The sequence below is a fragment of the Hydrogenophaga intermedia genome (assembly GCF_023715105.1).
In the GTDB taxonomy this organism is placed as follows: domain Bacteria; phylum Pseudomonadota; class Gammaproteobacteria; order Burkholderiales; family Burkholderiaceae_C; genus Hydrogenophaga; species Hydrogenophaga intermedia_A.
The window spans coordinates 56,314-76,738 of the sequence record NZ_JAMBNO010000001.1; the positions used below are offsets into that span (position 1 = coordinate 56,314).

Annotated in this window: 19 protein-coding genes; 6 read left to right on the forward strand and 13 right to left on the reverse strand. The window is 68.8% G+C overall.

From position 1 onward, the window contains the following. Nucleotides 1-7 precede the first annotated feature (7 nt). The 4 genes from M3149_RS00265 to M3149_RS00280 are packed head-to-tail and all read right to left on the reverse strand — an operon-like array spanning nt 8 to nt 3,670. Nucleotides 8-823 carry a thymidylate synthase gene (locus M3149_RS00265; protein ID WP_251707334.1) on the reverse strand — a complete coding sequence of 272 codons (816 nt, stop codon included), beginning with the start codon at nt 821-823 and terminating at the stop codon, nt 8-10. 38 nt (nt 824-861) lie between these two features. Next, complete coding sequence (locus M3149_RS00270; protein ID WP_251707335.1) at nt 862-1,788, reverse strand: transglycosylase SLT domain-containing protein; 927 nt, start codon at nt 1,786-1,788, stop codon at nt 862-864. After that, the gene (locus tag M3149_RS00275; RefSeq protein ID WP_251707336.1) at nt 1,785-3,209 is read right to left on the reverse strand and encodes an FAD-binding oxidoreductase; all 1,425 of its coding nucleotides are present in this window, start codon (nt 3,207-3,209) and stop codon (nt 1,785-1,787) included. Before M3149_RS00275 ends, M3149_RS00270 begins: the two co-directional genes overlap by 4 nt. Then, on the reverse strand, nt 3,206-3,670 hold the full coding sequence (locus M3149_RS00280; RefSeq protein WP_251707337.1) for a DUF2069 domain-containing protein: 465 nt from the start codon (nt 3,668-3,670) through the stop codon (nt 3,206-3,208). Before M3149_RS00280 ends, M3149_RS00275 begins: the two co-directional genes overlap by 4 nt. 39 nt (nt 3,671-3,709) lie before the next feature. Between M3149_RS00280 and M3149_RS00285 the strand changes: the two genes are divergently transcribed. After that, nucleotides 3,710-4,951, forward strand: coding sequence for a YihY family inner membrane protein (locus tag M3149_RS00285; RefSeq protein ID WP_251707338.1), 1,242 nt, complete (start codon nt 3,710-3,712; stop codon nt 4,949-4,951). Here the strand turns inward: M3149_RS00285 and M3149_RS00290 are convergent. The 3 genes from M3149_RS00290 to M3149_RS00300 are packed head-to-tail and all read right to left on the reverse strand — an operon-like array spanning nt 4,938 to nt 8,340. After that, nucleotides 4,938-6,215 carry a cytochrome P450 gene (locus M3149_RS00290; protein ID WP_251707339.1) on the reverse strand — a complete coding sequence of 426 codons (1,278 nt, stop codon included), beginning with the start codon at nt 6,213-6,215 and terminating at the stop codon, nt 4,938-4,940. The genes M3149_RS00285 and M3149_RS00290 overlap by 14 nt on opposite strands. Then, on the reverse strand, nt 6,212-7,030 hold the full coding sequence (locus M3149_RS00295; RefSeq protein ID WP_251707340.1) for an alpha/beta fold hydrolase: 819 nt from the start codon (nt 7,028-7,030) through the stop codon (nt 6,212-6,214). The genes M3149_RS00290 and M3149_RS00295 overlap by 4 nt, the downstream gene beginning before the upstream one ends. After that, nucleotides 7,030-8,340, reverse strand: coding sequence for an O-acetylhomoserine aminocarboxypropyltransferase (locus tag M3149_RS00300; RefSeq protein ID WP_251707341.1), 1,311 nt, complete (start codon nt 8,338-8,340; stop codon nt 7,030-7,032). The genes M3149_RS00295 and M3149_RS00300 overlap by 1 nt, the downstream gene beginning before the upstream one ends. Before the next feature lie 91 nt (nt 8,341-8,431). Here M3149_RS00300 and M3149_RS00305 point away from each other — a divergent pair, with 91 nt between their 5' ends. The 3 genes from M3149_RS00305 (at nt 8,432) to M3149_RS00315 (ending at nt 11,259) form a co-directional block, all read left to right on the forward strand. Continuing rightward, complete coding sequence (locus tag M3149_RS00305) at nt 8,432-8,911, forward strand: CBS domain-containing protein (protein WP_251707342.1); 480 nt, start codon at nt 8,432-8,434, stop codon at nt 8,909-8,911. 85 nt (nt 8,912-8,996) lie between these two features. Then, nucleotides 8,997-10,097, forward strand: coding sequence for a chorismate synthase (gene aroC, locus M3149_RS00310; RefSeq protein WP_251707343.1), 1,101 nt, complete (start codon nt 8,997-8,999; stop codon nt 10,095-10,097). Further along, nucleotides 10,084-11,259 carry an MFS transporter gene (locus M3149_RS00315; RefSeq protein ID WP_251707344.1) on the forward strand — a complete coding sequence of 392 codons (1,176 nt, stop codon included), beginning with the start codon at nt 10,084-10,086 and terminating at the stop codon, nt 11,257-11,259. The genes aroC and M3149_RS00315 overlap by 14 nt, the downstream gene beginning before the upstream one ends. On the opposite strand, the gene M3149_RS00320 is transcribed toward M3149_RS00315, so the two are convergent. The 3 genes from M3149_RS00320 to aroE all read right to left on the reverse strand — a co-directional run bounded on the left by M3149_RS00320 (nt 11,225) and on the right by aroE (nt 13,548). Further along, a complete protein-coding gene (locus tag M3149_RS00320) occupies nt 11,225-12,115 on the reverse strand; it encodes a DMT family transporter (protein WP_251707345.1) in 891 nt (296 codons plus the stop codon). The genes M3149_RS00315 and M3149_RS00320 overlap by 35 nt on opposite strands. An 81-nt stretch (nt 12,116-12,196) precedes the next feature. Further along, complete coding sequence (gene aroQ / locus M3149_RS00325; RefSeq protein ID WP_251707346.1) at nt 12,197-12,655, reverse strand: type II 3-dehydroquinate dehydratase; 459 nt, start codon at nt 12,653-12,655, stop codon at nt 12,197-12,199. Between the two features lie 71 nt (nt 12,656-12,726). Further along, nucleotides 12,727-13,548: a shikimate dehydrogenase gene (gene aroE / locus M3149_RS00330; RefSeq protein WP_251707347.1), complete on the reverse strand. Its 822-nt coding sequence runs from the start codon at nt 13,546-13,548 to the stop codon at nt 12,727-12,729. A gap of 74 nt (nt 13,549-13,622) precedes the next feature. Between aroE and M3149_RS00335 the strand changes: the two genes are divergently transcribed. Next, the gene (locus tag M3149_RS00335; RefSeq protein WP_251707348.1) at nt 13,623-14,288 is read left to right on the forward strand and encodes a DsbA family oxidoreductase; all 666 of its coding nucleotides are present in this window, start codon (nt 13,623-13,625) and stop codon (nt 14,286-14,288) included. A 9-nt stretch (nt 14,289-14,297) separates the two neighbouring features. Here M3149_RS00335 and M3149_RS00340 read toward each other — a convergent pair whose 3' ends face one another. Together M3149_RS00340 and M3149_RS00345 are read right to left on the reverse strand one after the other, a co-directional pair. Further along, nucleotides 14,298-14,540 carry a glutaredoxin family protein gene (locus M3149_RS00340; protein WP_251707349.1) on the reverse strand — a complete coding sequence of 81 codons (243 nt, stop codon included), beginning with the start codon at nt 14,538-14,540 and terminating at the stop codon, nt 14,298-14,300. A gap of 29 nt (nt 14,541-14,569) precedes the next feature. Then, the gene (locus tag M3149_RS00345) at nt 14,570-16,504 is read right to left on the reverse strand and encodes a B12-binding domain-containing radical SAM protein (protein ID WP_251707350.1); all 1,935 of its coding nucleotides are present in this window, start codon (nt 16,502-16,504) and stop codon (nt 14,570-14,572) included. A gap of 105 nt (nt 16,505-16,609) precedes the next feature. Here M3149_RS00345 and M3149_RS00350 point away from each other — a divergent pair, with 105 nt between their 5' ends. Beyond that, complete coding sequence (locus M3149_RS00350; RefSeq protein ID WP_251707351.1) at nt 16,610-17,443, forward strand: Ivy family c-type lysozyme inhibitor; 834 nt, start codon at nt 16,610-16,612, stop codon at nt 17,441-17,443. A 25-nt stretch (nt 17,444-17,468) separates the two neighbouring features. On the opposite strand, the gene gcvP is transcribed toward M3149_RS00350, so the two are convergent. Beyond that, a complete protein-coding gene (gene gcvP, locus M3149_RS00355) occupies nt 17,469-20,366 on the reverse strand; it encodes an aminomethyl-transferring glycine dehydrogenase (protein WP_251707352.1) in 2,898 nt (965 codons plus the stop codon). Nucleotides 20,367-20,425: the final 59 nt, after the last annotated feature.

The window sequence follows — 20,425 nt, forward strand, 5'->3', positions numbered from 1 at the left end:
GCGCCGATCAGACCGCGACCGGGGCCTTGATCACCGGGTGGTGCTGGTAGTCCACGATTTCGAAGTCGTCGAGCTCGTAGTCGAAGATCGAGGCCGGGCGGCGCTTGATGTTCAGCGTGGGGTAGGGGTAGGGCGTGCGCGACAGCTGCAGTTGCACCTGTTCGCGGTGGTTGCTGTAGATGTGGCAATCGCCACCGGTCCAGATGAACTCGCCGACCTGCAGGTCGCACTGCTGCGCGAGCATGTGGGTGAGCAGGGCGTAGCTGGCGATGTTGAACGGCACGCCGAGGAAGATGTCGGCGCTGCGCTGGTAGAGCTGGCAGCTGAGCTTGCCGTCGGCCACGTAGAACTGGAAGAACGCGTGACAGGGCATCAGCGCCATCTTGTTCAGGTCGGCCACGTTCCAGGCGCTCACGATGATGCGGCGCGAGTCCGGGTTGGTCTTGAGCTGCTTCACCACCTCGGCGATCTGGTCAATGTGGCCGCCATCGGGCGTGGGCCAGCTTCGCCATTGCACGCCGTAGACCGGGCCCAGGTCGCCGTCCTCGCGCGCCCATTCGTCCCAGATCGTACAGCCGCGCTCCTGCAGCCATTTCACGTTGCTGTCGCCGCGCAGGAACCACAGCAGCTCCACGATGATGGCCTTGGTGAACACCTTCTTGGTGGTCACGAGCGGAAAACCTTCGTTGAGGTCGAAGCGCATCTGGTGGCCAAACACGCTCACGGTGCCGGTGCCGGTGCGGTCCGTCTTGGGCACGCCCGTGGTGAACACGTGGCGCATGAAATCTTCGTACTGGGAGCGGACAGGGCGGGCGGCGTTCATGGGCCGGCATTTTGCCTTGCCGGCGATGGCCGCGCTGCTCAGGGTGCGCGCGAGACCTGATGGCGCAGCAGGGGCGAGGGTTCGGTGAGCCGCTCGTCGAACGGGTGCTCGGTGAGCGCGTAGTAGCGCTGGATGCGTTGTACGTACTCGCGCGTTTCGGCGTAAGGCGGTACGCCGCCGTGTTTGTCCACCGCGCCTTCGCCGGCGTTGTAGGCCGCCACCGCCAGCGGCACCTGGCCGCGGAAGTAGGAGAGCAGCCAGCGCAGGTAGGACATGCCGCCGCGGATGTTCTGCTCGGCGTCAAAGGGCTTGCGCACCGCAAAGCGTGCCGCGGTCTCGGGAATGAGTTGCATCAGGCCCTGTGCGTTCTTGTCGGAAACCGCGTTCACGTCGAAGTTGGATTCGGCACGGATCACCGCATAGACCAGACCGGGCTCGAGCCCGAATCGGGGTGCGAGCTTGTAGACGATCTTCATGATGCGCTGCTGCTCGGGCGTGTCCACATGCGCGCGGTAGGCGGTGGACAGGGCGAGCTTCTCATCCGCCAGGCGCTTGCGTTCGGCTTGCTCGGCAGCGGCACGCGCCTGGCGCTCCTCGGCCTCGCGCACGCACTCGGGTTTGTCGGCCGACACACCCAGGCGCTGGAACATGGCCTCTGCCTTCACATCGCCCAGCAGGGCAGCGCGGGCAAACCAGTGGGCAGCCAGGCCATCGTGGCGCGGCACGCCGCGGCCGTTGGCGTGCATCCAGCCCAGGTTGTACGCAGAGATCGCGTCGCCGGCGAGCGCGGCCTGGCAGTACAGACGCATGGCCTCGGTGGCGTCACGGCGCACGCCTTCGCCATGCTCGAACGCAATCGCCTGTTCGCGCCAGGCCTGGCGCTGCGAGGCGTCGGCCGCGTGCGCTGCGCCCGCGAGCATGCCCAGGGCCAGCAGGCCGATGCGCAACGGCGTCGTCGGGTTCATGGGGTCAGAACGCGTCCAGGGTTGAGGCGGTTGTGCGGGTCCAGCGCCTGCTTGATGCGGCGCATCAGCGCCAGCGCGACCGGGTCCTTGAAGTGGGTGAGGTGCTCCGCCTTCAGGCTGCCCACGCCGTGCTCCGCGCTGATCGAGCCATGGTAGCGAGCCACCGCCTCGAACACCAGTTGATTCACGCGCGATTCCTGCTCCAGCAGGAACTTTTTGGCATCGCCGCCGGCTGGCGCCTGCACGTTGTAGTGCAGGTTGCCGTCGCCCAGGTGGCCGAAATTCACCAGCCGCACGCCCGCAATCTCGCGCTGCAGCAAGGCGTCGGTCTCGTCGCAGAAGGCCGGGATGCGCGAGACCGGGATGCTGATGTCGTGCTTGATGTTCAGGCCTTCCTGCGCTTGCGCCAGCGGAATGCTCTCGCGGATGTGCCACAGCGCGTGCGCCTGGGCGATGGATTCGGCCACCACCGCGTCGCTCACCAGACCTTGTTCCATGGCCGCTTCGAGCAGGCCTTCGAACTGGGCGCGGGCGTGGTCTTCACCCTCGCTGTCGCTGTTCTCCAGCAGCACGCAGTAGGGCGAATCCTTCCACAACGGCACGCGCAGCTGCGGCATGTGCCGATCGACCAGCGAGAGGGCGAACTGCCCCATCACCTCGAAACCCGTGAGCCCGGCCGCCAGGCGCTGCTGCGCCAGGCCTAGCAGTTCCACGGCGGCCTGCAGCGTGGGCACGGCGGCCCAGGCGGTGAGCGTGGCCGCCGGCTGCGGATAGAGCTTGAGCGTGGCCGCGGTGATGATGCCCAGCGTGCCTTCGCTGCCCACGAACAGGTCGCGCAGGTCGTAGCCGGTGTTGTCCTTGCGCAGGCCGGAGAGGCCGTGCCAAACCTCGCCGTCGGGCGTGACCACCTCCAGGCCCAGGCACAGGTCGCGCGCGTTGCCATAGCGCAGCACCTGCGTGCCGCCCGCGTTGGTGGCCAGGTTGCCGCCGATGGTGCAACTGCCCTCGGCGGCCAGGCTCAGCGGGAACAGCAGGCCCTCGGCCTCGGCTGCCTGCTGCACGGCCTGCAGCACGCAGCCGGCTTCCACCGTCATGGTGAGGTTGGCGCGGTCGATACCGCGCACCGTGTTCATGCGCTGCAGGCTCAACACCACCTGCGTGCCGGAATCGTCGGGCACCGAGCCCACCACCAGCCCGGTGTTGCCGCCTTGCGGGACCAGGCTCGCGCCGTGCGCTGCGCAGGCCCGCACCACAGCCGCCACCTCGGGTGTGCTGGCGGGGCGCACCACCGCCAGCGCGTGGCCGTGGGCACGCTGGCGCCAGTCGCGCTCCCAGGCGGCGAGGTCATGGGTGTCGCGCGTGAGCACGTGGCCATGGCCAACCGCGTCGCGCAGGGCCTGGAGCAGCGCGGCCCGGTTCATGGCTTGCGCGCCACCGCACGTTCGGCGGCGGCGTTGGCAGCGGCCACGTCGGCCGCCACGGCATCGGCGCCGGCGGCGCGCAGGCGCAGGCGCACGTGCAGCGCGCAGGCCACGAACAGCGCCACGCACAGCAGCGTCTGCAGCACCGCCATCAGCGTGGACATGCCGCTCTCGCCGCTGGTGGCGCGCACCACGCCCTCGGTGAAGTACAGCCACACCAGCAGGCTCACCCAGCGGTAGGTGTACATGCGGTTCTTCAGCAGCCCGGCCAGCGGCACCGCCAGCGGCAGCACCTTGATGGCCCACCAGGAGCCGCCTTCGCGCAGCGGCGCGAGCCAGAGCTCCCACGCCAGGCCGACCACGATCAGGCCGACCAGGCTGGCCACGGCCAGCTGCCGCGTCAGGGCCACGCGCGAGGCCGTTTCAGCCGTGCTGGCCGTATCTGCAGAAGGGTGGGACATGCGCTCGGGCCGGAAAAAGGAGGCTGGCATGATATCGGGATGACCTTGTCCGAGCGGCTTGAAGCCCTGTCCGAATTCGCGCGCCACTTCTGGCGCGGCGTGCTCGATTTCCCCTGGCAGACCACCGCGCTCACGCTGCGCGAACGCTTCCGTGAAGACCGCCTGGGCATCACCGCCAGCAGCCTGACTTTCACCACCACCATCTCGCTGGTGCCCCTTTTCACGGTGGCGCTGGCCATCTTCAGCGCCTTCCCGATGTTCGAGCGGCTGCAGCGCACCCTGCAGCGCAGCCTGGTGGAAAGTCTGGTGCCCGAGAGCATCGCGCGCCCGGTGCTGCTCTACCTGAACCAGTTCGCGGCCAAGGCCGCCCAGATGGGCTGGGCCGGCGCGCTGGTGCTGTTGATCACGGCACTGGCGCTCATCCTCACCATCGACCGCAAACTCAACGACATCTGGCGCGTGCGCCAGCCACGGCCGATCACGCAGCGCATCCTCGTGTACTGGGCCGTACTCACGCTCGGGCCGCTGTTGCTGGCCGGCAGCGTGGCCGCAACCAGCTATGCCGTGGGCAGCCCGCGCGACCTGGCCGCGTTGCCCGCGCCGCTGCGCTTGCTGCTCGATTCCCTGCAACTGATCATGGTGACCGGCGGGCTGGCTGCGCTTTACCGCTACGTGCCCAACACACGCGTGCGCTGGAGCCACGCGCTGGTGGGTGGTTTCTTTGCGGCGGTGGCGCTGGAGGTGGCCAAGGGCGTGCTGGCCTGGTACCTCAAGCAGGTGCCCACCTTCTCGATGCTCTACGGCACCTTCGCCACCGCGCCGATCCTGCTGGTGTGGATCTACCTGGCCTGGGTGATCGTGCTGCTGGGCGCGGTGATCGCGGCCTACCTGCCCAGCCTGCTGGCCGGCGTGGCGCGCCGCGGTGATGCGCCGGGCTGGTCGTTCCAGCTGGCGCTGGAGGTGCTGGCGCAACTGCACGCCGCGCGCGCCGCCGTTCCCAAGGGCCAGAGCCTGGAGGCACTGGCCACCGCCTTGCGCGTGGAGGCGTTGCAACTGGAGGAGCCCGTCGCGGCGCTGGTGGCGCTGGACTGGCTGGGGCGGCTCGACGAGGAGGGCGAGCGCTATGTGCTCCTCATCGACCCGGCGCAGACCGCGCTGGGCCCGCTGATGGAGCGGTTGCTGCTGTCGCGTCAGAGCGCCACGGCACGGCTGTGGGAGCGCAGCCACTGGGCGGGCATGACAGTGGACGAAGCGCTGCCCGAACCGCTCAGCCTGCGCTGAACGGTGCCGCCAGAAATCCTCGAAAGCGCGCTCGTCCGCCGCGCGTGGGCGCTGCCGTGAGCCGGTAGCCCGGGAAGCGACGCAGGAATCGGCCGATGGCGATGCGGCCTTCCAGGCGCGCCAGGCTCAAGCCCGCGCACTGGTGGATGCCGAAGCCGAAAGCCAGGTGCTTGTTCGGCTCGCGCGCGATGTCCAGCGTCTCGGGGTCGGGGAACTGCGCCGGGTCGCGGTTGGCGGCGCCGATGCACAGCGTGACCAGCGTGCCGGCGGGCAGGTCGAGATCGCCGATGCGCACGTCCTTGATGGCGCGGCGGTTGCCGAGCTGGTTGGACGACTCGTAGCGCAGGAACTCGTCGACCGCGCGGTCGAGCACGGCCACCTCGTCGCCCGTGTTCATGCGCTCCAGCAGTTGCGTGCGCACGCTGGGGAATTCCTGCAACGCCACCAGCGCGTTGCCGATCAGGTTGGTGGTGGTCTCGTGGCCCGCGTTGAGCAGGAAGATGCAGTTCTGCAGCAGCTCGACTTCGCTCAATTGCTCGCCATCGGCCTCGCCCTGGATCAGGCGCGTGAGCACGTCGCGCTCCGGGTCGAGTGGCGCCAGCCGGCGCGCGGCCACCAGCGTGCGCAGGTAGTCGCACATCTCGGTGACGGCGTGGTGGCCGCGGCGGGCCTGCTCGGGTGTGATGCTGGGCTCCAGCGCGCCCAGGATGGCGAGCGACCAGTCGCGCAGCGGCCCGCGCTCGGCGTGCGGCACACCGAGCAGGTTGCCGATGATCTCCACCGGAATGGCGGCCGCAAAATCCTCGATCAGGTCGCCACCTTCGCGCGCAGCGATGTGGTCCAGCAAGCGGTCCACCAGCTCGATCAGGCCGGCCTCCATGTCGGCAATCGCACGCCGTGTGAGGGCGCCCATGATCAGGTGACGCACGCGCGTGTGCAGCGGCGGGTCGTTGAACACCAGGCTGGTGGTGTGGTGCTGGAACAGCGGCGTGCCCTCGCCGTACTTGGGCGCGAACTCCACGTGCTTGTCGGAGCTGAAGGCCTGCGCGTCGCGGTACACCGCGGCCAGATCGGCCCAGCGCGTGAGGAACACCGATCCGTCGGGCATGCGCCGCACCGGCTCGCGCTCGCGCAGCGCGCGGTACACCGGGTAGGGGTTGCTGAAGAAGTCGGGCGGCAGGGCGCGCAGGTCGAACGTGTTCGCGATGGCCTGCGCGCGCTCGGCCGTCATCGGCGGGGTGATGTCGTGGGCAGTGATCGTCATGCCTGCAGGAAGTCGCGGATCGCGAACAGCGTGGCGTCGGGCGTTTCGGTCATCTGGTGGTGGCCCACGGGCAGTGTGGCCACGCGCACCGCCTTGCCAGCGGCCTTGCCGGTGTCGATCAGGCCCTTGGCGGCCCTGGCCTGCGCCATCTGATCAAGCGCGCCGAGCACGAACAGCACCGGGCAGGTGAGCGTCTTCATCGCCACTTCGCCGTTGGCGTAGCTGTCGCAGGCCACGAAACCGCGGTGGAATACGTTGACCTTCGGGTTGCTGCGCAGCACGCGGCGCCCCAGCGCCATGCCCGCGCCATACACCCAGGTGCCCGGGCCCAGGGCCGACGGCGGGGCGGCCAGCGTGCTGCGGCTGAACACGTTGACCATCTTCAGCGCCTTCTCGGGCTCGTCGATCGAGGCCTGCAGCAGCGCGGGCGAGACCTTCATCGGGTGGGCCACGCCCACCAGCACCAGGTGCGTGATGCGCTCTTTCAGCCGTGCCGCCGCCTCCAGCCCGACCAGCGCGCCCCAGCTGTGACCGACCAGCGCGGCGCGCTGCACGCCCGCGGCGTCGAGCAGCGCGGCAATGAAGTCGGCTGCCTGTTCCACCGAGGCAGGCGCCTCGCCGCCACTGCGCGCGTGGCCCGGTAAGTCCAGCGCGAGCACGTTGAAGCCGTGGTTGGCGAGATAGCGGCTCTGCAGCGCCCACACGCTGTGGTCGTTGAGCACGCCGTGGATGAAGACCACCGTGGGTTTGGCGGTGTCGAAGGGTTTGCCGCCGGTGTAGCAGTAGGTCTTGGCGCCTTTGACGAGCAGTTCCATCACGCACCCGCCTTTTCTGCGGCCTTGAGTGCGCGCTTGAGGTCGTCGATCAGGTCGTCCGCGTCTTCCAGGCCGATGGATAGCCGGATGGTGCCGGGCCCGATGCCTGCACCCGCGAGCGCCTCGTCGCTCATGCGGAAGTGCGTCGTGCTCGCGGGGTGGATCACCAGCGAGCGGCAGTCGCCCACGTTGGCCAGGTGGCTGAAGATCTTGAGCGACTCGATGAAGGCGCGGCCCTGCGCGCGCGAGCCGTTGATGTCGAAGCTGAACACCGAGCCCGCGCCGCGCGCGCCGAAGCGCAGCAGCTTGTTGGCGAGCGTATGGCTGGGGTGCGATTCCATCAGCGGGTGCCCCACGCGGCCCACCAGCGGGTGGCTGGCCAGGAATTGCACCACCTTCTCGGTGTTGCTCATGTGACGCTCCATGCGCAGCGACAAGGTCTCGATGCCCTGCAGGATGAGCCAGGCGGTGTGCGGGCTCATGCAGGCGCCGAAATCGCGCAGGCCTTCGCGGCGCGCGCGCAGCAGGAAGGCGCCCACCGTGGACTCTTCGGTGAACACCATGTTGTGAAAGCCCTCGTAGGGCGCGCTGAACTCGGGGAAGTGGCCCGCCGCGTCCCAGTCGAAGCTGCCGCCGTCGATCAGCACGCCGCCGATCACGGTGCCGTGGCCGCTGAGGAACTTGGTGGCCGAGTGGTAGACGATGTCGGCGCCCAGTTCCAGCGGTTTCACCAGGTAAGGGGTGGTGAGGGTCGAATCCACCAGCAACGGCACTTTCGCCTCATGCGCGATCTGCGCCACGGTGGGCATGTCCAGTACATCCAGGCCGGGGTTGCCCACGGTCTCGCCGAAGAACAGGCGGGTGTTGGGGCGAACCGCGGCGCGCCAGCCGTCGATGTCGCCGGGCTTGACGAAGGTGGTCTCGATGCCGAAGCGGCGCATCGTGTAGTGCAGCAGGTTCTGGCTGCCACCGTAGAGCGCGGTGCTGGCCACGATGTGCGAGCCCGCGCCCATGAGCGTGGCCACCGCCAGGTGCAGCGCGGCCTGGCCGCTGGCGGTGGCAATGGCGCCGATGCCGCCTTCCAGCGCGGCCATGCGCTGCTCGAACACCGCGTTGGTGGGGTTGCTGATGCGGCTGTAGACGTGGCCCGCGCGCTCCAGGTTGAACAGGGCGGCGGCGTGGTCGCTCGATTCGAAGACGAACGAGGTCGTGAGGTGGATGGGAACGGCGCGCGCGCCGGTGGCGGGGTCGGGGCTGGCGCCTGCGTGCAGCGCGAGCGTGTCGAAGCCAGGGTCGGCATGGCCTGCCATGTGCAGTCTCCTCTGTGTTTTCCGGCGGATTGTGGGCTATATTGATCCGTCTACCGCGAGCGCGGGTGACAGCAAAACCGAGGAGAGCCCCATGAAAGTCAGCGACATCCTGCGCGTCAAGGGCGGCACGCTCTACACCGTCTCCCCTGACGAAACCCTGGGGCGTGCGGTCGAGACCATGGCCCAGTTCGACATCGGCTCGCTGGCTGTGATGGAGCATGGCGAGCTGGTGGGCATGCTGACCTTTCGCGAGCTCATCGACACCCTGGCGCGCAACGGCGGCAAGCTCGACGGCAAGATCGTGCGCACGGTGATGGACGATCACCCCATGACCTGCACCCCCGAGACCGAGCTTGATCAAGTCCGCCCCATGATGCTCGAGAAGCACACCCGCTACATGCCGGTGATGGACAACCGCATGCTCATGGGCGTCATCAGCTTCTACGACGTCGCCAAGGCCGTGGTGGACAGCCAGAACTTCGAGAACAAGATGCTCAAGGCCTACATCCGTGATTGGCCGGAGGAAGAAGCGCCGGCTGATCCCGCACCGCAGGCCCGAGCGGCCCGCTGATCGCGGCCAGCGCTGCACCACAACGCCCCTTTGCGGGGCGTTCTTCTTTGCGGGGCCTTTCATGGCCTCACCGATAATCCGTGCCATGAGCGGCAACACCTTCGGCACCCTGTTCCGGGTCACCAACTTCGGCGAATCCCACGGCCCGGCCATCGGCTGCGTCATCGACGGCTGTCCGCCCGGCATGGCCCTCAGCGAGGCCGACATCCAGGGCGACCTCGACCGCCGCCGCCCCGGCACCAGCAAGTTCGTCACCCAGCGTAACGAGCCCGATGCGGTGGAGATCCTGAGTGGTGTGTACGAGGGCAAGACCACTGGCACCCCCATTTGCCTGCTGATCCGCAACACCGACCAGCGCAGCAAGGACTACAGCGAGATCGCACGCACCTTCAGGCCCGGTCACGCGGACTACACCTACTGGCAGAAATACGGCATCCGCGATCCGCGCGGTGGCGGGCGTTCATCGGCCCGGCTCACCGCACCCACCGTGGCCGCCGGTGCCGTGGCCAAGAAATGGCTCAACGAGAAGTTCGGCACAGCGTTTCGCGGTTGCATGGTGCAGATTGGCGAGATCGTGGTGCCCTTCGAGAGCTGGGATCACGTGCCGAACAACCCGTTCTTCGCGCCGGTGGCCGACGTGTCCGCGCTGGAGGACTACATGAACGCGTTGCGCAAGCGCGGCGATTCGTGCGGCGCGCGCATCCGCGTGACCGCCAGCGGCGTGCCCGTGGGCCTGGGCGAGCCGCTGTACGACCGGCTCGACGCCGACATTGCGCACGCCATGATGGGTCTCAACGCCGTCAAGGGCGTGGAGATCGGCGCCGGCTTTGCCAGCGTGGCCGATTTCGGCAGCACCCACGGCGACAGCCTCACGCCCGAGGGCTTCGCGGCCAACAAGGCCGGTGGCGTGCTGGGCGGCATCAGCACCGGGCAGGATCTGGAGGTGCAGATCGCCATCAAGCCGACCAGCTCGATCCTGGTGCCGCGCGAAAGCATTGACATCACCGGTGCCAGCACCGAAGTCATCACCAAGGGCCGCCACGACCCCTGCGTGGGCATCCGCGCCACGCCGATTGCCGAGGCGCTGCTGGCGCTGGTGGTGATGGACCATGCGCTGCGCCACCGCGCGCAATGTGGCGACGTGGTGACGGACACGCCCGACATCGCCGCTCGTGCGCGTGGCTGAGCGGCGCCACCTGCTCGCGTTCTCCGGCCTGTCCGCGAGCTACTTCGCGCACATCGGCTTCTTCAACCCCTACCTGCCACTCTGGCTCAAGGACCTGGGTTTCGGCCTGCTGGCCATCAGCATCCTGACCTCGGTGCAGTCGGCCACGCGCGTTTTTGCGCCCTACGGCTGGGGCTGGTTGAGCGACCACACCGGCCAGCGCGTGCGGCTGCTGCGCTACGGCGCCACCGCTGCGCTGTTGATCTCGGTCGGGCTGTGGTTCGAACTCGGCGGCCTGGCATTGTTCGCGGTGTTGCTGCTCATGTTCGCGCACACCAGCGGCATGATGCCGATGAGCGAAGCCGTATTGGCGCAACACGTCAGCCGCGACGGGGCCTTCGACGCTCGACGCTATGGCCGCGTGCGGGTGTGGGGATCGCTGGGCTTCCTGGTCACGGTGCTGGTGGCTGGCGCCTGGTTCGACGCCTTCGGCCTGGGCAGTTTCCCCGCCTGGACCGCACTGACCCTGGCGGCCGTGGCACTGAGCGCCTGGTGTCTGCCCGATGTGCGCGACGCGGGGCACGTGGACGCGCCGCGCGAACGCGTGTGGCCGGTGCTGCGCCAGCCGCGCATGCGCTGGTTCTTCGCCGCCGCGGCCTTCCATGTGATGGCGCATATCTTCGTCTACATCTTTCTCTCGCTGCACCTGGACGCCCTGGGCTATTCCAAGACCGTGATCGGACTGATGTGGGCGTTCTCGGTGGCGATCGAGATCGGCTGGTTCGTCACGCAGGGCCGCTGGCTGCCGCGCTTGAGCCTGGCGGGCTGGCTGGTGCTGGCCGCCGCGCTGATGGCGCTGCGCATGGCCATCACCGCCGGCGCTGCCCAGGTCTGGCCGCTGCTGGCGCTGGCGCAGGCGCTGCATGCCATCACCTTCGCGGCGCACCACACCGTGTGCATTGCGTGGATCAGCGAGCACTTCCCCGGCCGGCTGCGTGGGCGCGGGCAGGCGCTCTACAGCGTGCTGGGCTACGGCGTGCCCGGCGTGCTGGGTGGCGTGGCCGGAGGTGCGTTGTCGAGCCGGCTTGGCCTGGCCAGCGTGTTCTGGCTGGCCACGGCCTGCGCGGCGGTGGCGCTGGGCTGCGCGCTCAAGGTGCGGGCGATGCCGCGAGCCAGCGCTTGAAGGGGTTGAAGCCGGTCACCAGCGCGGTGGCCAGCAGCACCAGCGCGCCACCCACGAAGATGCCGCTGGAGAGTTCCTCGCCCAGGAACAGGTGACCCCAGGTGACGCCGAACACCGGGATCATGAACGCCGGGCTGATGGCCGCCACCGGCGACACCTGGCGGATGATGCGCAGGTGGATCCAGTACGCCACGCCCGAGGTGAGCACGCCCAGCACCAGCACCGAGAACATCGCCGCCGGCGTGAAGTTCGCCTGCGGCAGCGCCCACAACGCGCCGGGCGTGACGAACACCAGCGCCGCCACGTGGATGCCGGCGGCGATCGCCAGCGGCTCCATGCGCGTCGTGGCACGCTTCATCAGCGGCGTGGACGCGCCGTAGCAGCACGAGGCAATGATGCAGGCCACCACCGCCACCAGCGTGGGCCCATCCAGCCGGACCGGACCGAGTTGCACGATCAGTGCCACGCCCACGAAGCCCACCGCGCAGCCCAGGAGTTTGCGCACGGTCAGCGTGTCTTCCTTGAACCAGGCCGAGGCCAGGGTACCGAACAGCACGGCCGTGGTGTTGAGCAGCGCGCTGTAGCCTGCCGGCAGGCGCAGCGCGGCCCAGGCGTAGAGCAGGAAGGGCAGGGCCACGGTGAGAGCGCCCAGCATGGCCAGCTCGCGCCAGTGCTTCCAGGGCCAGGGCTGGCGCAGCGCACGCATGATCAGCACCAAAGCCACGATCGCCAGCGACACGCGCAGGCCGGCCAGCGTCAGCGGCCCGAGGGCCGGGCTGGCGATGCGCAGGAACAGAAAGGAAGCGCCCCAGAGCGCGGACAGGCCGACCAGCTGGGCGAAATGGCGGGTTCTCACCCGGTGATTGTCGGGCGTCGCCTGCGCGACTTGAGGGCACGCCCTGTCGCGCGCAGGACTCGGGCCATGCGCGGGCCCGGCTCAGGCCTTGGTGGTCTTGCGCACCAGGCCTTCGATGGCGAGCTCGTAGCCTGCGATACCGAAGCCCACCACGATGCCCGCGGCCACCGGCGAGATGTACGAATGGTGGCGAAACCTCTCGCGCGCGTGCACGTTGGAGATGTGCACCTCCATCACCGGCAGCGGCGCCACGCCGGCGATGGCGTCGTGCAGCGCGATCGAGGTGTGGGTGTAGGCGCCCGGGTTCATCACCACGCCCAGCACCTCACCGGCCTTGAAGCGTTTGCCCGCGGCGTGGATGGCGTCGATGAGCACGCCCTCGTGGTTGCTTTGCAGCGCTTCGAGGGTGTGGCCGTGGCGCGCGGCCGCGGCGCGGCAGTTGGCCTCCACGTCGGCCAGCGTGGCAGCGCCGTAGGTGCCGGGCTCGCGCGTGCCGAGCAGGTTGAGGTTGGGGCCGTTGAGCAGCAGGATGGCGGGCATGGGAAGTTCCAGCGTCGAAGAACGGTTCCGTTCGGGCCGGGCCTGTGCAAGCCCTGCCGAACGATCACAGATTAAACCAGCGGCACCGACAGCCGCGCGATCACCTCGCGCGTGGCCGGGCGTACGCCGCGCCACCACAGGAAAGCCTCGGCCGCTTGCTCCACCAGCATGCCCACGCCATCGGCCAGGGCCGTCACGCCGGCGGCCTGTGCCTGCCGCAGGAACGGGGTCAGGCCTTTGCCGTACACCATGTCGTACGCCAGCGCGCCTGATGCGAACAGGCCAGCAGGCAGGGGCAAGGCCTCGCCCGCCAGGCCGGCCGACGTGGCGTTGATGACCACGTCGAAGGTCTCGCCCTCGAGGTCGTCGTAGCCCCCGGTCTGCAGCATGGCGTGTGCCGCGAAGTCACGGCCCAGCGCGTGCGCCTTGTCGGCCGTGCGGTTGACCACCGCCAGCACCGCCGGCCCCTGTTGGGCGATGGGCAGCAGCGCGCCGCGCGTGGCGCCGCCAGCACCCAGCAACAGCACGCGCTTGCCCTGCAGCGCATGCCCCAGGTTGCGCTGGATGTCGTTCACCAGGCCGATGCCGTCGAAGTTTTCCGCGTACACCCGCTCGCCCTCGAACTTGAGCGCGTTGGCCGCCCCGGCCAGGCGTGCGGCCTCGCTCGGGTGCGTGGCCAGCTCACAGGCCTGCATCTTGAAGGGCAGCGTCACGTTCGCGCCGCGCCCGCCTTCGTGGCGAAAGGCCTGCACCGTGGCGGCAAAGCCGTCCAGCGGCGCTTCGATGGCGGTGTAGCTCAGGTCCTGCCCCGTGGCCTGCGCGAAGGCGGCGTGGATCTGCGGGGACTTGCTGTGCGAGATCGGGTGGCCGATGACGGCGTAGCGGTCGGTCATGAAAGCTGGGGTCCGGGTGGGGTCTTGGTGTCGCAGGCGATTGTCTCGCAGCCCCCGGCGGGACAATCCGCGCCATGAACACACCGCGCCTGAAAATCGATTTCGTCTCCGACGTCTCCTGCCCCTGGTGCGCCATTGGCCTGGGCGGGCTGGAGCAGGCCTTGCAGCGCCTGGACGGCAGTGTCGCCGCCGACATCACCTTCCAGCCCTTCGAGCTGAACCCGCAGATGGGTCCCGAGGGCCAGGACATCGGCGAGCACCTGACGCAAAAGTACGGCAGCACGCCCGAGCAGCAGGCGCAGATCCGCGACACCATCCGCGCGCGTGGCGCCGAGGTGGGTTTCGCCTTCAACCCTGCCGGGCGCGGGCGCATCTGGAACACCTTCGACGCGCACCGCCTGCTGCACTGGGCCGCCGAAGAAGGCGCATCGGGGCAGCAAGCGGCATTGAAGAAAGCGCTGCTGGCCGCCTGCCACACCCGCAGCGAAGCCATGGGCCACCACGACGTGCTGCTGGCCTGCGTGCGTGAGGCCGGGCTCGACGAAGCACGCGCCCAAGCCATTCTGGCCAGTGACGAGTTCGCGCCAGCGGTGCGCGAGCGCGAGCAATTCTACCTCTCGCACGGCATTCACTCGGTGCCCGCGGTCATCATCAACGACCGCCACCTCATCTCGGGCGGCCAGCCGGCTGCGGTGTTCGAGCAGGCGTTGCGGCAGATCGCCGCGGGTCAGGTCGACTGAAGCCGGGGCTCAGCGCCCTAGCTGCGCCAGCGCCGCCTGCAAGCCATTGAGGCCACCCACGCGCTGGTCGTTGATGAAGATCTGCGGCATCTGCCGCACCGACGGCCCGCACTTCGCGTAGAACGCCAGCCGCTCGGCCTCGTCGTCGATCTTCACTTCCTCGAAGTCCAGCGAGCGGGACTTCAAGAGCATCTTGGCGGATTCGCACTGCGGGCAGGCGGATTTGGAATAGACGGTGATCTTGAGGGTCATGGTGTGGTCGTGTTCGGGATGTGGTCGGGTCAGGCGTTCTCGCGCCGGCTCAGCGCCCGCTCGATGAAGTGCCGCTTCACCGTCGTCCTCGGTGCCGGGTGGGGCAGGTGGTCGAACCAGGCGCGCACGTCCTCGTCGAGGCCGACGCCGTGCATGTAGTTGTAGAGCGCCTTGCGCAGGCCGATGCCGAGCGCGTCGTGGTCGACGCCGGTGGGGTCGATGAAGCCGATGTCGTTCTTGGCGAACGTCACTGGCGGCAGTGGGATGAGCTCGATGCCGTAGGCCGCCGGGTCCAGCCCAACGGGTGAGTGCACGGTGCAGCTGAAGCGGTGGAAGAAGCCGCTCTGGATGCAGCCGTGCTGGAACAGCTGGCGCACGTATTCGAGCGCGTCCACCGTGTCTTGTACCGTTTGCGTGGGGAAGCCGTACATCAGGTAGGCGTGCACCAGGATGCCGGCGTCGCTGAAGCCCTTGGTGACGCGCGCTACCTGCTCCACCGTCACGCCCTTTGTCATCAGCGCGAGCAGGCGGTCGCTCGCCACCTCGAGGCCGCCGCTCATGGCGATGCAGCCGCTGTCGGCCAGCAGCTGCGCGAGCTCAGGGGTGAAGGTCTTCTCGAAGCGGATGTTGCCCCACCAGCTGATGGCAAGGTCGCGCCGGATCAGTTCATCGGCCAGTGCCTTGAGCGCCTTGGGCGGCGCGGCTTCGTCCACGAAGTGAAAGCCGGTCTGGCCGGTTTCTTCCACGATGCGTTGAATGCGATCGACCAGCGTGCTCGCGCTCGCGGTCTCGTAGCGGCCGATGTAGTCGAGCCCCACGTCGCAGAAGCTGCACTTCTTCCAGTAGCAGCCGTGCGCCACGGTGAGCTTGTTCCAGCGCCCGTCGATCCAGAGCCGGTGCATGGGGTTGAGCATGTCGAGCAGGCTCAGGTAGTCGTTCAGCGGCAGGCCGTCCCAGGTGGGGGTGCCCACGTCCTCGAACGGCACGTCGGGTTCGGCGAGGTTGACGTACTTCACCGTGCACGCGTCGTCGCGCAGGAAAGTGCGCACCAGGCGCTGTGGGCCGCGCTTGCCCTGCAGGTGCTCGATGAGTGCCAGCAGCGGCCGCTCGCCGGCGTCCAGCGTCACGAAGTCCACCAGATCGAACAGGCGCGCTTCCTTGAGTTCGCGCAGCTCGGTGTTGACGTAGCCGCCGCCGAGCGCGATGGTCAGTTTCGGCCAGCGCGCTTTCACCGCCTGGGCGATGCGCAGTGCGCCGTACACCGCGCCGGGAAAGGGCACCGAGAGCAGCAGCAACTGGGGCGCGGCGCGTTCCACCGCGTCGATCGCGAGTTGCTTCAGCGTGTCGTCCACCAGCGTGGGCGGTGCTGCCAGCGCCTGCGCCAGCGGCTCGAAGCTGGGCTGGCTGCTGGCCAGCGATTCGCCGTAGCGCACGAAGGCAAAGCGGTCGTCCACCGCGTCGCGGATCACGTCGGCCAGGTCGTCGAGGTAGAGCGTGGCAATGTGGCGCGCGCGGTCGTGTGTGCCCAGGGCGCCGAAGGCCCAGCCCAGCGGGTCGTCGCTGTCCTCGTCGTTCAGGTGGCCGTATTGGTCGAGCGCGGCAAAGCGCGGGCCCTCGGGCAGCAGCTCGCGCGCGGCAATGCGGTGCGCGAGCGTGCTGTCGCGCCCCTGCAGGAAGGCAATGGTGGGGGCGATGCTGCGGCGGTAGCGCGCGAACTCGTCGAGGAAGGCGTTCACGCTCGCGCTGCGCTTGGCCACTGGCAAGGCCAGCGCGCGCTCGCGCATCGCGTCCAGCCCCGCGGGCGTGAACAGCCGCAACACCAACGCCAGCGCCAGGTCGGTCTGCACCGCGTCGATGCCGCGCGAGCGCAGAAAGCCCGTGAGGTAGGCGGTGGAGGGGTAGGGCGTGTTGAGCTGCGTCATCGGCGGGATGACGCTGAGCACGCGAAAGGCAGGGGCTGTCATGGCGGGCGGGGCGAGGGCGGCAGTGTACGGCCGCTCGCCCGCCCCTCGCAGCACAGTGGACGCTCACCCGCGTGCCGGCCTAGCATCGGCGGCTGGAGGTGGGCCATGACACGTTCAAGCGTCTTCTTCTTCGGCGCCCTGTGCTGCGGCACGGTGGTCGTTGCCCAGGGGCTGCGGCCCGATGTGCTGGCGAACTACGGTGGGCGCTACGCCCTCGACTGCGCGAAACACGATTCACCACGCGTCGTGGTGCTGGAGCGCCAGATGCGTGTGGAGCAGGGAAAGCAGGTGCTCAACCTGGGCAACCTGGACGCGGCGTTCAGCTATTTCGGCAACAACCCGCCTCCGGAGTTCCGGGTGGCGCTGATGGGCCGCTTGCCGGGCCGCCAGGAGGTGCTGGCGATCGTGAATGCCGATGGCCGCGGCCAGTACCTCACGTTCGACGGCGACCCGACGGTGAAGACGAGTCTGGGCAACGACATGGCCAGCGCGCGCTTTCGCCACTGCAACGAGGCGGCCAACCGCCAGGCGGTGGCCGACCAGCAGGCCGCGAAGCAGGCCGATGCCGCCGCCCGCGCACCGGTGAAGCCGGGCTCGGCTAAGCACCCGTCCGAGTTGATCCGCGACCCGTTGTTCAAACCCGCCTACCTGCGCGCGCTCGGGCCGCTGGCGGGCACGCCCTGGCTGGCCGAAATGCACGGGCCCGCGCCCGACCTCAGGCGCCAGCGCATCGGCGGGGTGGACTACACCGTGGCCGCGTACTGCATGCCGCACGACTGCGGCGACAACAATGCCGTGCTGCTGTACGACGCGGCCCAGGGCCGGGTGTACGGCCTGGTTCACCAGCGCGGCAAGACGCAGAGCTTTGGTGCCCCGCCCGGGCCGATGCTGATCGACCTCAACCAGATCTGGCGCCGCGAGTGGCGTCAGGGGCGCTGAGGCCGCCCGGCGCGACCGCAGCGGCTCAGTCCGCCAGATCGCCCACCGGCACGCAGCTGCAGAACAGGTTGCGGTCGCCGTAGACGTTGTCGACACGGCCCACGGGCGGCCAGTACTTGGTGTGCAGGCGCGTGTCGAGCGCGGCGGAGCCGACGTCGCGGCCGTAGGGGTGCGGCCACTCGCCCTTGAGCAGGCTGGCCGCGGTGTGCGGCGCGTTCTTCAGCGGGTTGTCGTCCTGCGGCCACTCGCCCTGCTCGATGCGGGCGATCTCCTGGCGGATGGCGATCATGGCGTCGACGAAGCGGTCGATCTCCTGCAGCGTTTCGCTTTCGGTGGGCTCCACCATCAGCGTGTTGGCCACCGGGAACGACAGCGTGGGGGCGTGGAAGCCGTAGTCGATGAGGCGCTTGGCCACGTCCTCGGCCATCACCCCGCTGGTGTCCTTCAGGTGGCGCAGGTCGAGGATGCACTCGTGCGCCACGTGGCCGTTCTCGCTCGCGTACAGCGTGGGGAAGTGGTCCTTCAGGCGCGCGCTGATGTAGTTGGCCGAGAGAATGGCCGTCTCGGTGGCGCGTTGAAGGCCCTCGGCGCCCATCATGCGGATGTACATCCAGCTGATCGGCAGCACCGCCGCGTTGCCCAGCGGCGCGGCGGAGATGGCGCCCACGCCGTTGACCGGCAGGCCGCCGGTGGCGTGACCGGGCAGGTAGGGCACCAGGTCTTCCACCACGCACACCGGGCCCACGCCCGGGCCGCCACCGCCGTGCGGAATGCAGAACGTCTTGTGCAGGTTGAGGTGGCTCACGTCGCCACCGAATTCACCCGGGGCAGCCACGCCCACCAGCGCGTTCATGTTGGCGCCGTCCACATACACCCGGCCACCGTGCCGGTGCACGAGGGCGCAGAGTTCCTTCACCTGCGTTTCGAACACGCCGTGCGTGCTGGGGTAGGTGATCATCACCGCGGCCAGATTCTTCGAGTGCTGCTCGCATTTGGCCTGCAGGTCGGGCATGTCGACGTTGCCGTTGTCGTCGCACCTGGTCACCACCACCTGCATGCCCACCATCTGTGCGCTGGCCGGGTTGGTGCCGTGCGCGCTGCTGGGAATGAGGCAGATGTTGCGATGACCCTCGCCACGTGCGCGGTGGTAGGCCTGGATGACAAGCAGGCCGGCGTACTCGCCCTGAGAGCCGGCGTTGGGTTGCAGGCTGATGCCGGCGTAGCCGGTCGCCTCGCACAGCCAGTCGCGCAGCTGCTGGTCGAGCAGCGCATAGCCCTGGCGCTGGTCGGCTGGCGCAAAGGGGTGGATGTTCGCGAACTCGGGCCAGGTGATGGGAATCATCTCGCTGGTCGCGTTGAGCTTCATGGTGCACGAGCCCAGCGGGATCATGCTGCGGTCCAGCGCGAGGTCCTTGTCGGACAGCGAGCGGATGTAGCGCAGCATGCCGGTCTCGCTGTGGTGCGTGTTGAACACCGGGTGCGTGAGGAAGGCGCTGGTGCGGCGCAGTTCGGCGGGGATGCGCGGTTCCACGCCTTTCTCGAAACCGGCCAACGAGGGCAGGGCCTGACCCGGTGCGGCGAACACCTTCCACAGCGCCTCGATGTCCTCGCGCGTGGTGGTCTCGTCGAGTGCGATGCCCACGTACTCGCCCCACGAGAGGCGCAGGTTCATGCCCGCGTCCAGCGCGCGTTTCAGCAGGGCCTGCGCCTGCGTGCCGGCCTTCACGGTGACGGTGTCGAACGCGGTGTCGCTGGTGAGCGTGTGGCCCAGCTGCTCCAGGCCTTGCGCGAGGATGGCGGTGTAGGCCGCCACGCGCTGAGCGATGCGCTTCAAGCCTTGCGGGCCGTGGTAGACGGCGTACATGCTGGCGATGACCGCTGGCAGCACCTGCGCGGTGCAGATGTTGCTGGTGGCTTTCTCGCGGCGGATGTGCTGCTCGCGCGTCTGCAGCGCCAGCCGGTAGGCGGGGTTGCCGTGGGTGTCCACGCTCACGCCCACCAGGCGGCCGGGCAGGCTGCGCTTGAACTCGTCGCGACAGGCCATATAGGCCGCGTGCGGGCCGCCGTTGCCCATGGGCATGCCGAAGCGCTGGGTGTTGCCCACCACGATGTCGGCACCCCATTCGCCGGGCGGTGCGATCAGTGTGAGGGCCAGCAGGTCGGCGCAGACGATGTAGGCGGCCTGTTTGTCGTGGGCCTTCTGCACGTCGGCGCGCTGGTCTTCAATGCGCCCGCTGCTGCTGGGGTAGGGCGCCACCACGGCGAAGTAGTCGTCGCGCGCGAGCGCGGCGTCCCACGCGGCGGCCGAGTTCGCCACCACCACCGCAATGCCCAGCGGTTCGGCGCGGGTCTGGATGACTTCGATGGTCTGCGGGTGGCAGTCACCACCGACCACGATGGCGTTGCCTTTGGCCTTCACCGAGCGCTTGGCCAGCGTCATGGCCTCGGCCGCGGCGGTGGCTTCGTCGAGCATGGAAGCGTTGGCAATCGCCATGCCGGTCAGGTCGGTCAGCATGGTCTGGAAGTTCACCAGCGCCTCCATGCGGCCTTGCGAGATCTCGGCCTGGTAGGGCGTGTACGCGGTGTACCAGGCCGGGTTTTCCAGGATGTTGCGCAGGATGACGCCCGGCGTGTGCGTGCCGTGGTAGCCCTGGCCGATGAAGCTCTTGAGCACCTGGTTCTGCTGCGCGATGGCCTTGAGTTCGGCCAGCGCGGCGGCTTCCGTCACCGGCGCGGGCAGCTTCATGCCCTGGCGGCGCGCGATGCTGCGCGGCACGATGCTGTCGATCAACGCACGGCGCGAGGCCTCGCCGATGACCGACAGCATGTGCGCTTCGTCGGCGTCGGTGATGCCGATGTGGCGGGCGACGAACTCGCTGGCGTTCTCGAGTTCACCCAGGGGTTTGACGGCGGGCATGAGCATGGCGGGCCTCAGGAAATGGGGATTTGCCGTTCAAGTGCGAAGCGCCACGTGTGATGCCA

Bases quoted from the DNA above. Each gene is read 5' to 3' on its own strand.
- M3149_RS00265 (WP_251707334.1), bottom strand. From the start codon at position 823: ATGAACGCCGCCCGCCCTGTCCGCTCCCAGTACGAAGATTTCATGCGC.
- M3149_RS00270 (WP_251707335.1), bottom strand. From the start codon at position 1,788: ATGAACCCGACGACGCCGTTGCGCATCGGCCTGCTGGCCCTGGGCATG.
- M3149_RS00275 (WP_251707336.1), bottom strand. From the start codon at position 3,209: ATGAACCGGGCCGCGCTGCTCCAGGCCCTGCGCGACGCGGTTGGCCAT.
- M3149_RS00280 (WP_251707337.1), bottom strand. From the start codon at position 3,670: ATGTCCCACCCTTCTGCAGATACGGCCAGCACGGCTGAAACGGCCTCG.
- M3149_RS00285 (WP_251707338.1), top strand. From the start codon at position 3,710: ATGACCTTGTCCGAGCGGCTTGAAGCCCTGTCCGAATTCGCGCGCCAC.
- M3149_RS00290 (WP_251707339.1), bottom strand. From the start codon at position 6,215: ATGACGATCACTGCCCACGACATCACCCCGCCGATGACGGCCGAGCGC.
- M3149_RS00295 (WP_251707340.1), bottom strand. From the start codon at position 7,030: ATGGAACTGCTCGTCAAAGGCGCCAAGACCTACTGCTACACCGGCGGC.
- M3149_RS00300 (WP_251707341.1), bottom strand. From the start codon at position 8,340: ATGGCAGGCCATGCCGACCCTGGCTTCGACACGCTCGCGCTGCACGCA.
- M3149_RS00305 (WP_251707342.1), top strand. From the start codon at position 8,432: ATGAAAGTCAGCGACATCCTGCGCGTCAAGGGCGGCACGCTCTACACC.
- aroC (WP_251707343.1), top strand. From the start codon at position 8,997: ATGAGCGGCAACACCTTCGGCACCCTGTTCCGGGTCACCAACTTCGGC.
- aroQ (WP_251707346.1), bottom strand. From the start codon at position 12,655: ATGCCCGCCATCCTGCTGCTCAACGGCCCCAACCTCAACCTGCTCGGC.
- aroE (WP_251707347.1), bottom strand. From the start codon at position 13,548: ATGACCGACCGCTACGCCGTCATCGGCCACCCGATCTCGCACAGCAAG.
- M3149_RS00335 (WP_251707348.1), top strand. From the start codon at position 13,623: ATGAACACACCGCGCCTGAAAATCGATTTCGTCTCCGACGTCTCCTGC.
- M3149_RS00340 (WP_251707349.1), bottom strand. From the start codon at position 14,540: ATGACCCTCAAGATCACCGTCTATTCCAAATCCGCCTGCCCGCAGTGC.
- M3149_RS00345 (WP_251707350.1), bottom strand. From the start codon at position 16,504: ATGACAGCCCCTGCCTTTCGCGTGCTCAGCGTCATCCCGCCGATGACG.
- M3149_RS00350 (WP_251707351.1), top strand. From the start codon at position 16,610: ATGACACGTTCAAGCGTCTTCTTCTTCGGCGCCCTGTGCTGCGGCACG.
- gcvP (WP_251707352.1), bottom strand. From the start codon at position 20,366: ATGCTCATGCCCGCCGTCAAACCCCTGGGTGAACTCGAGAACGCCAGC.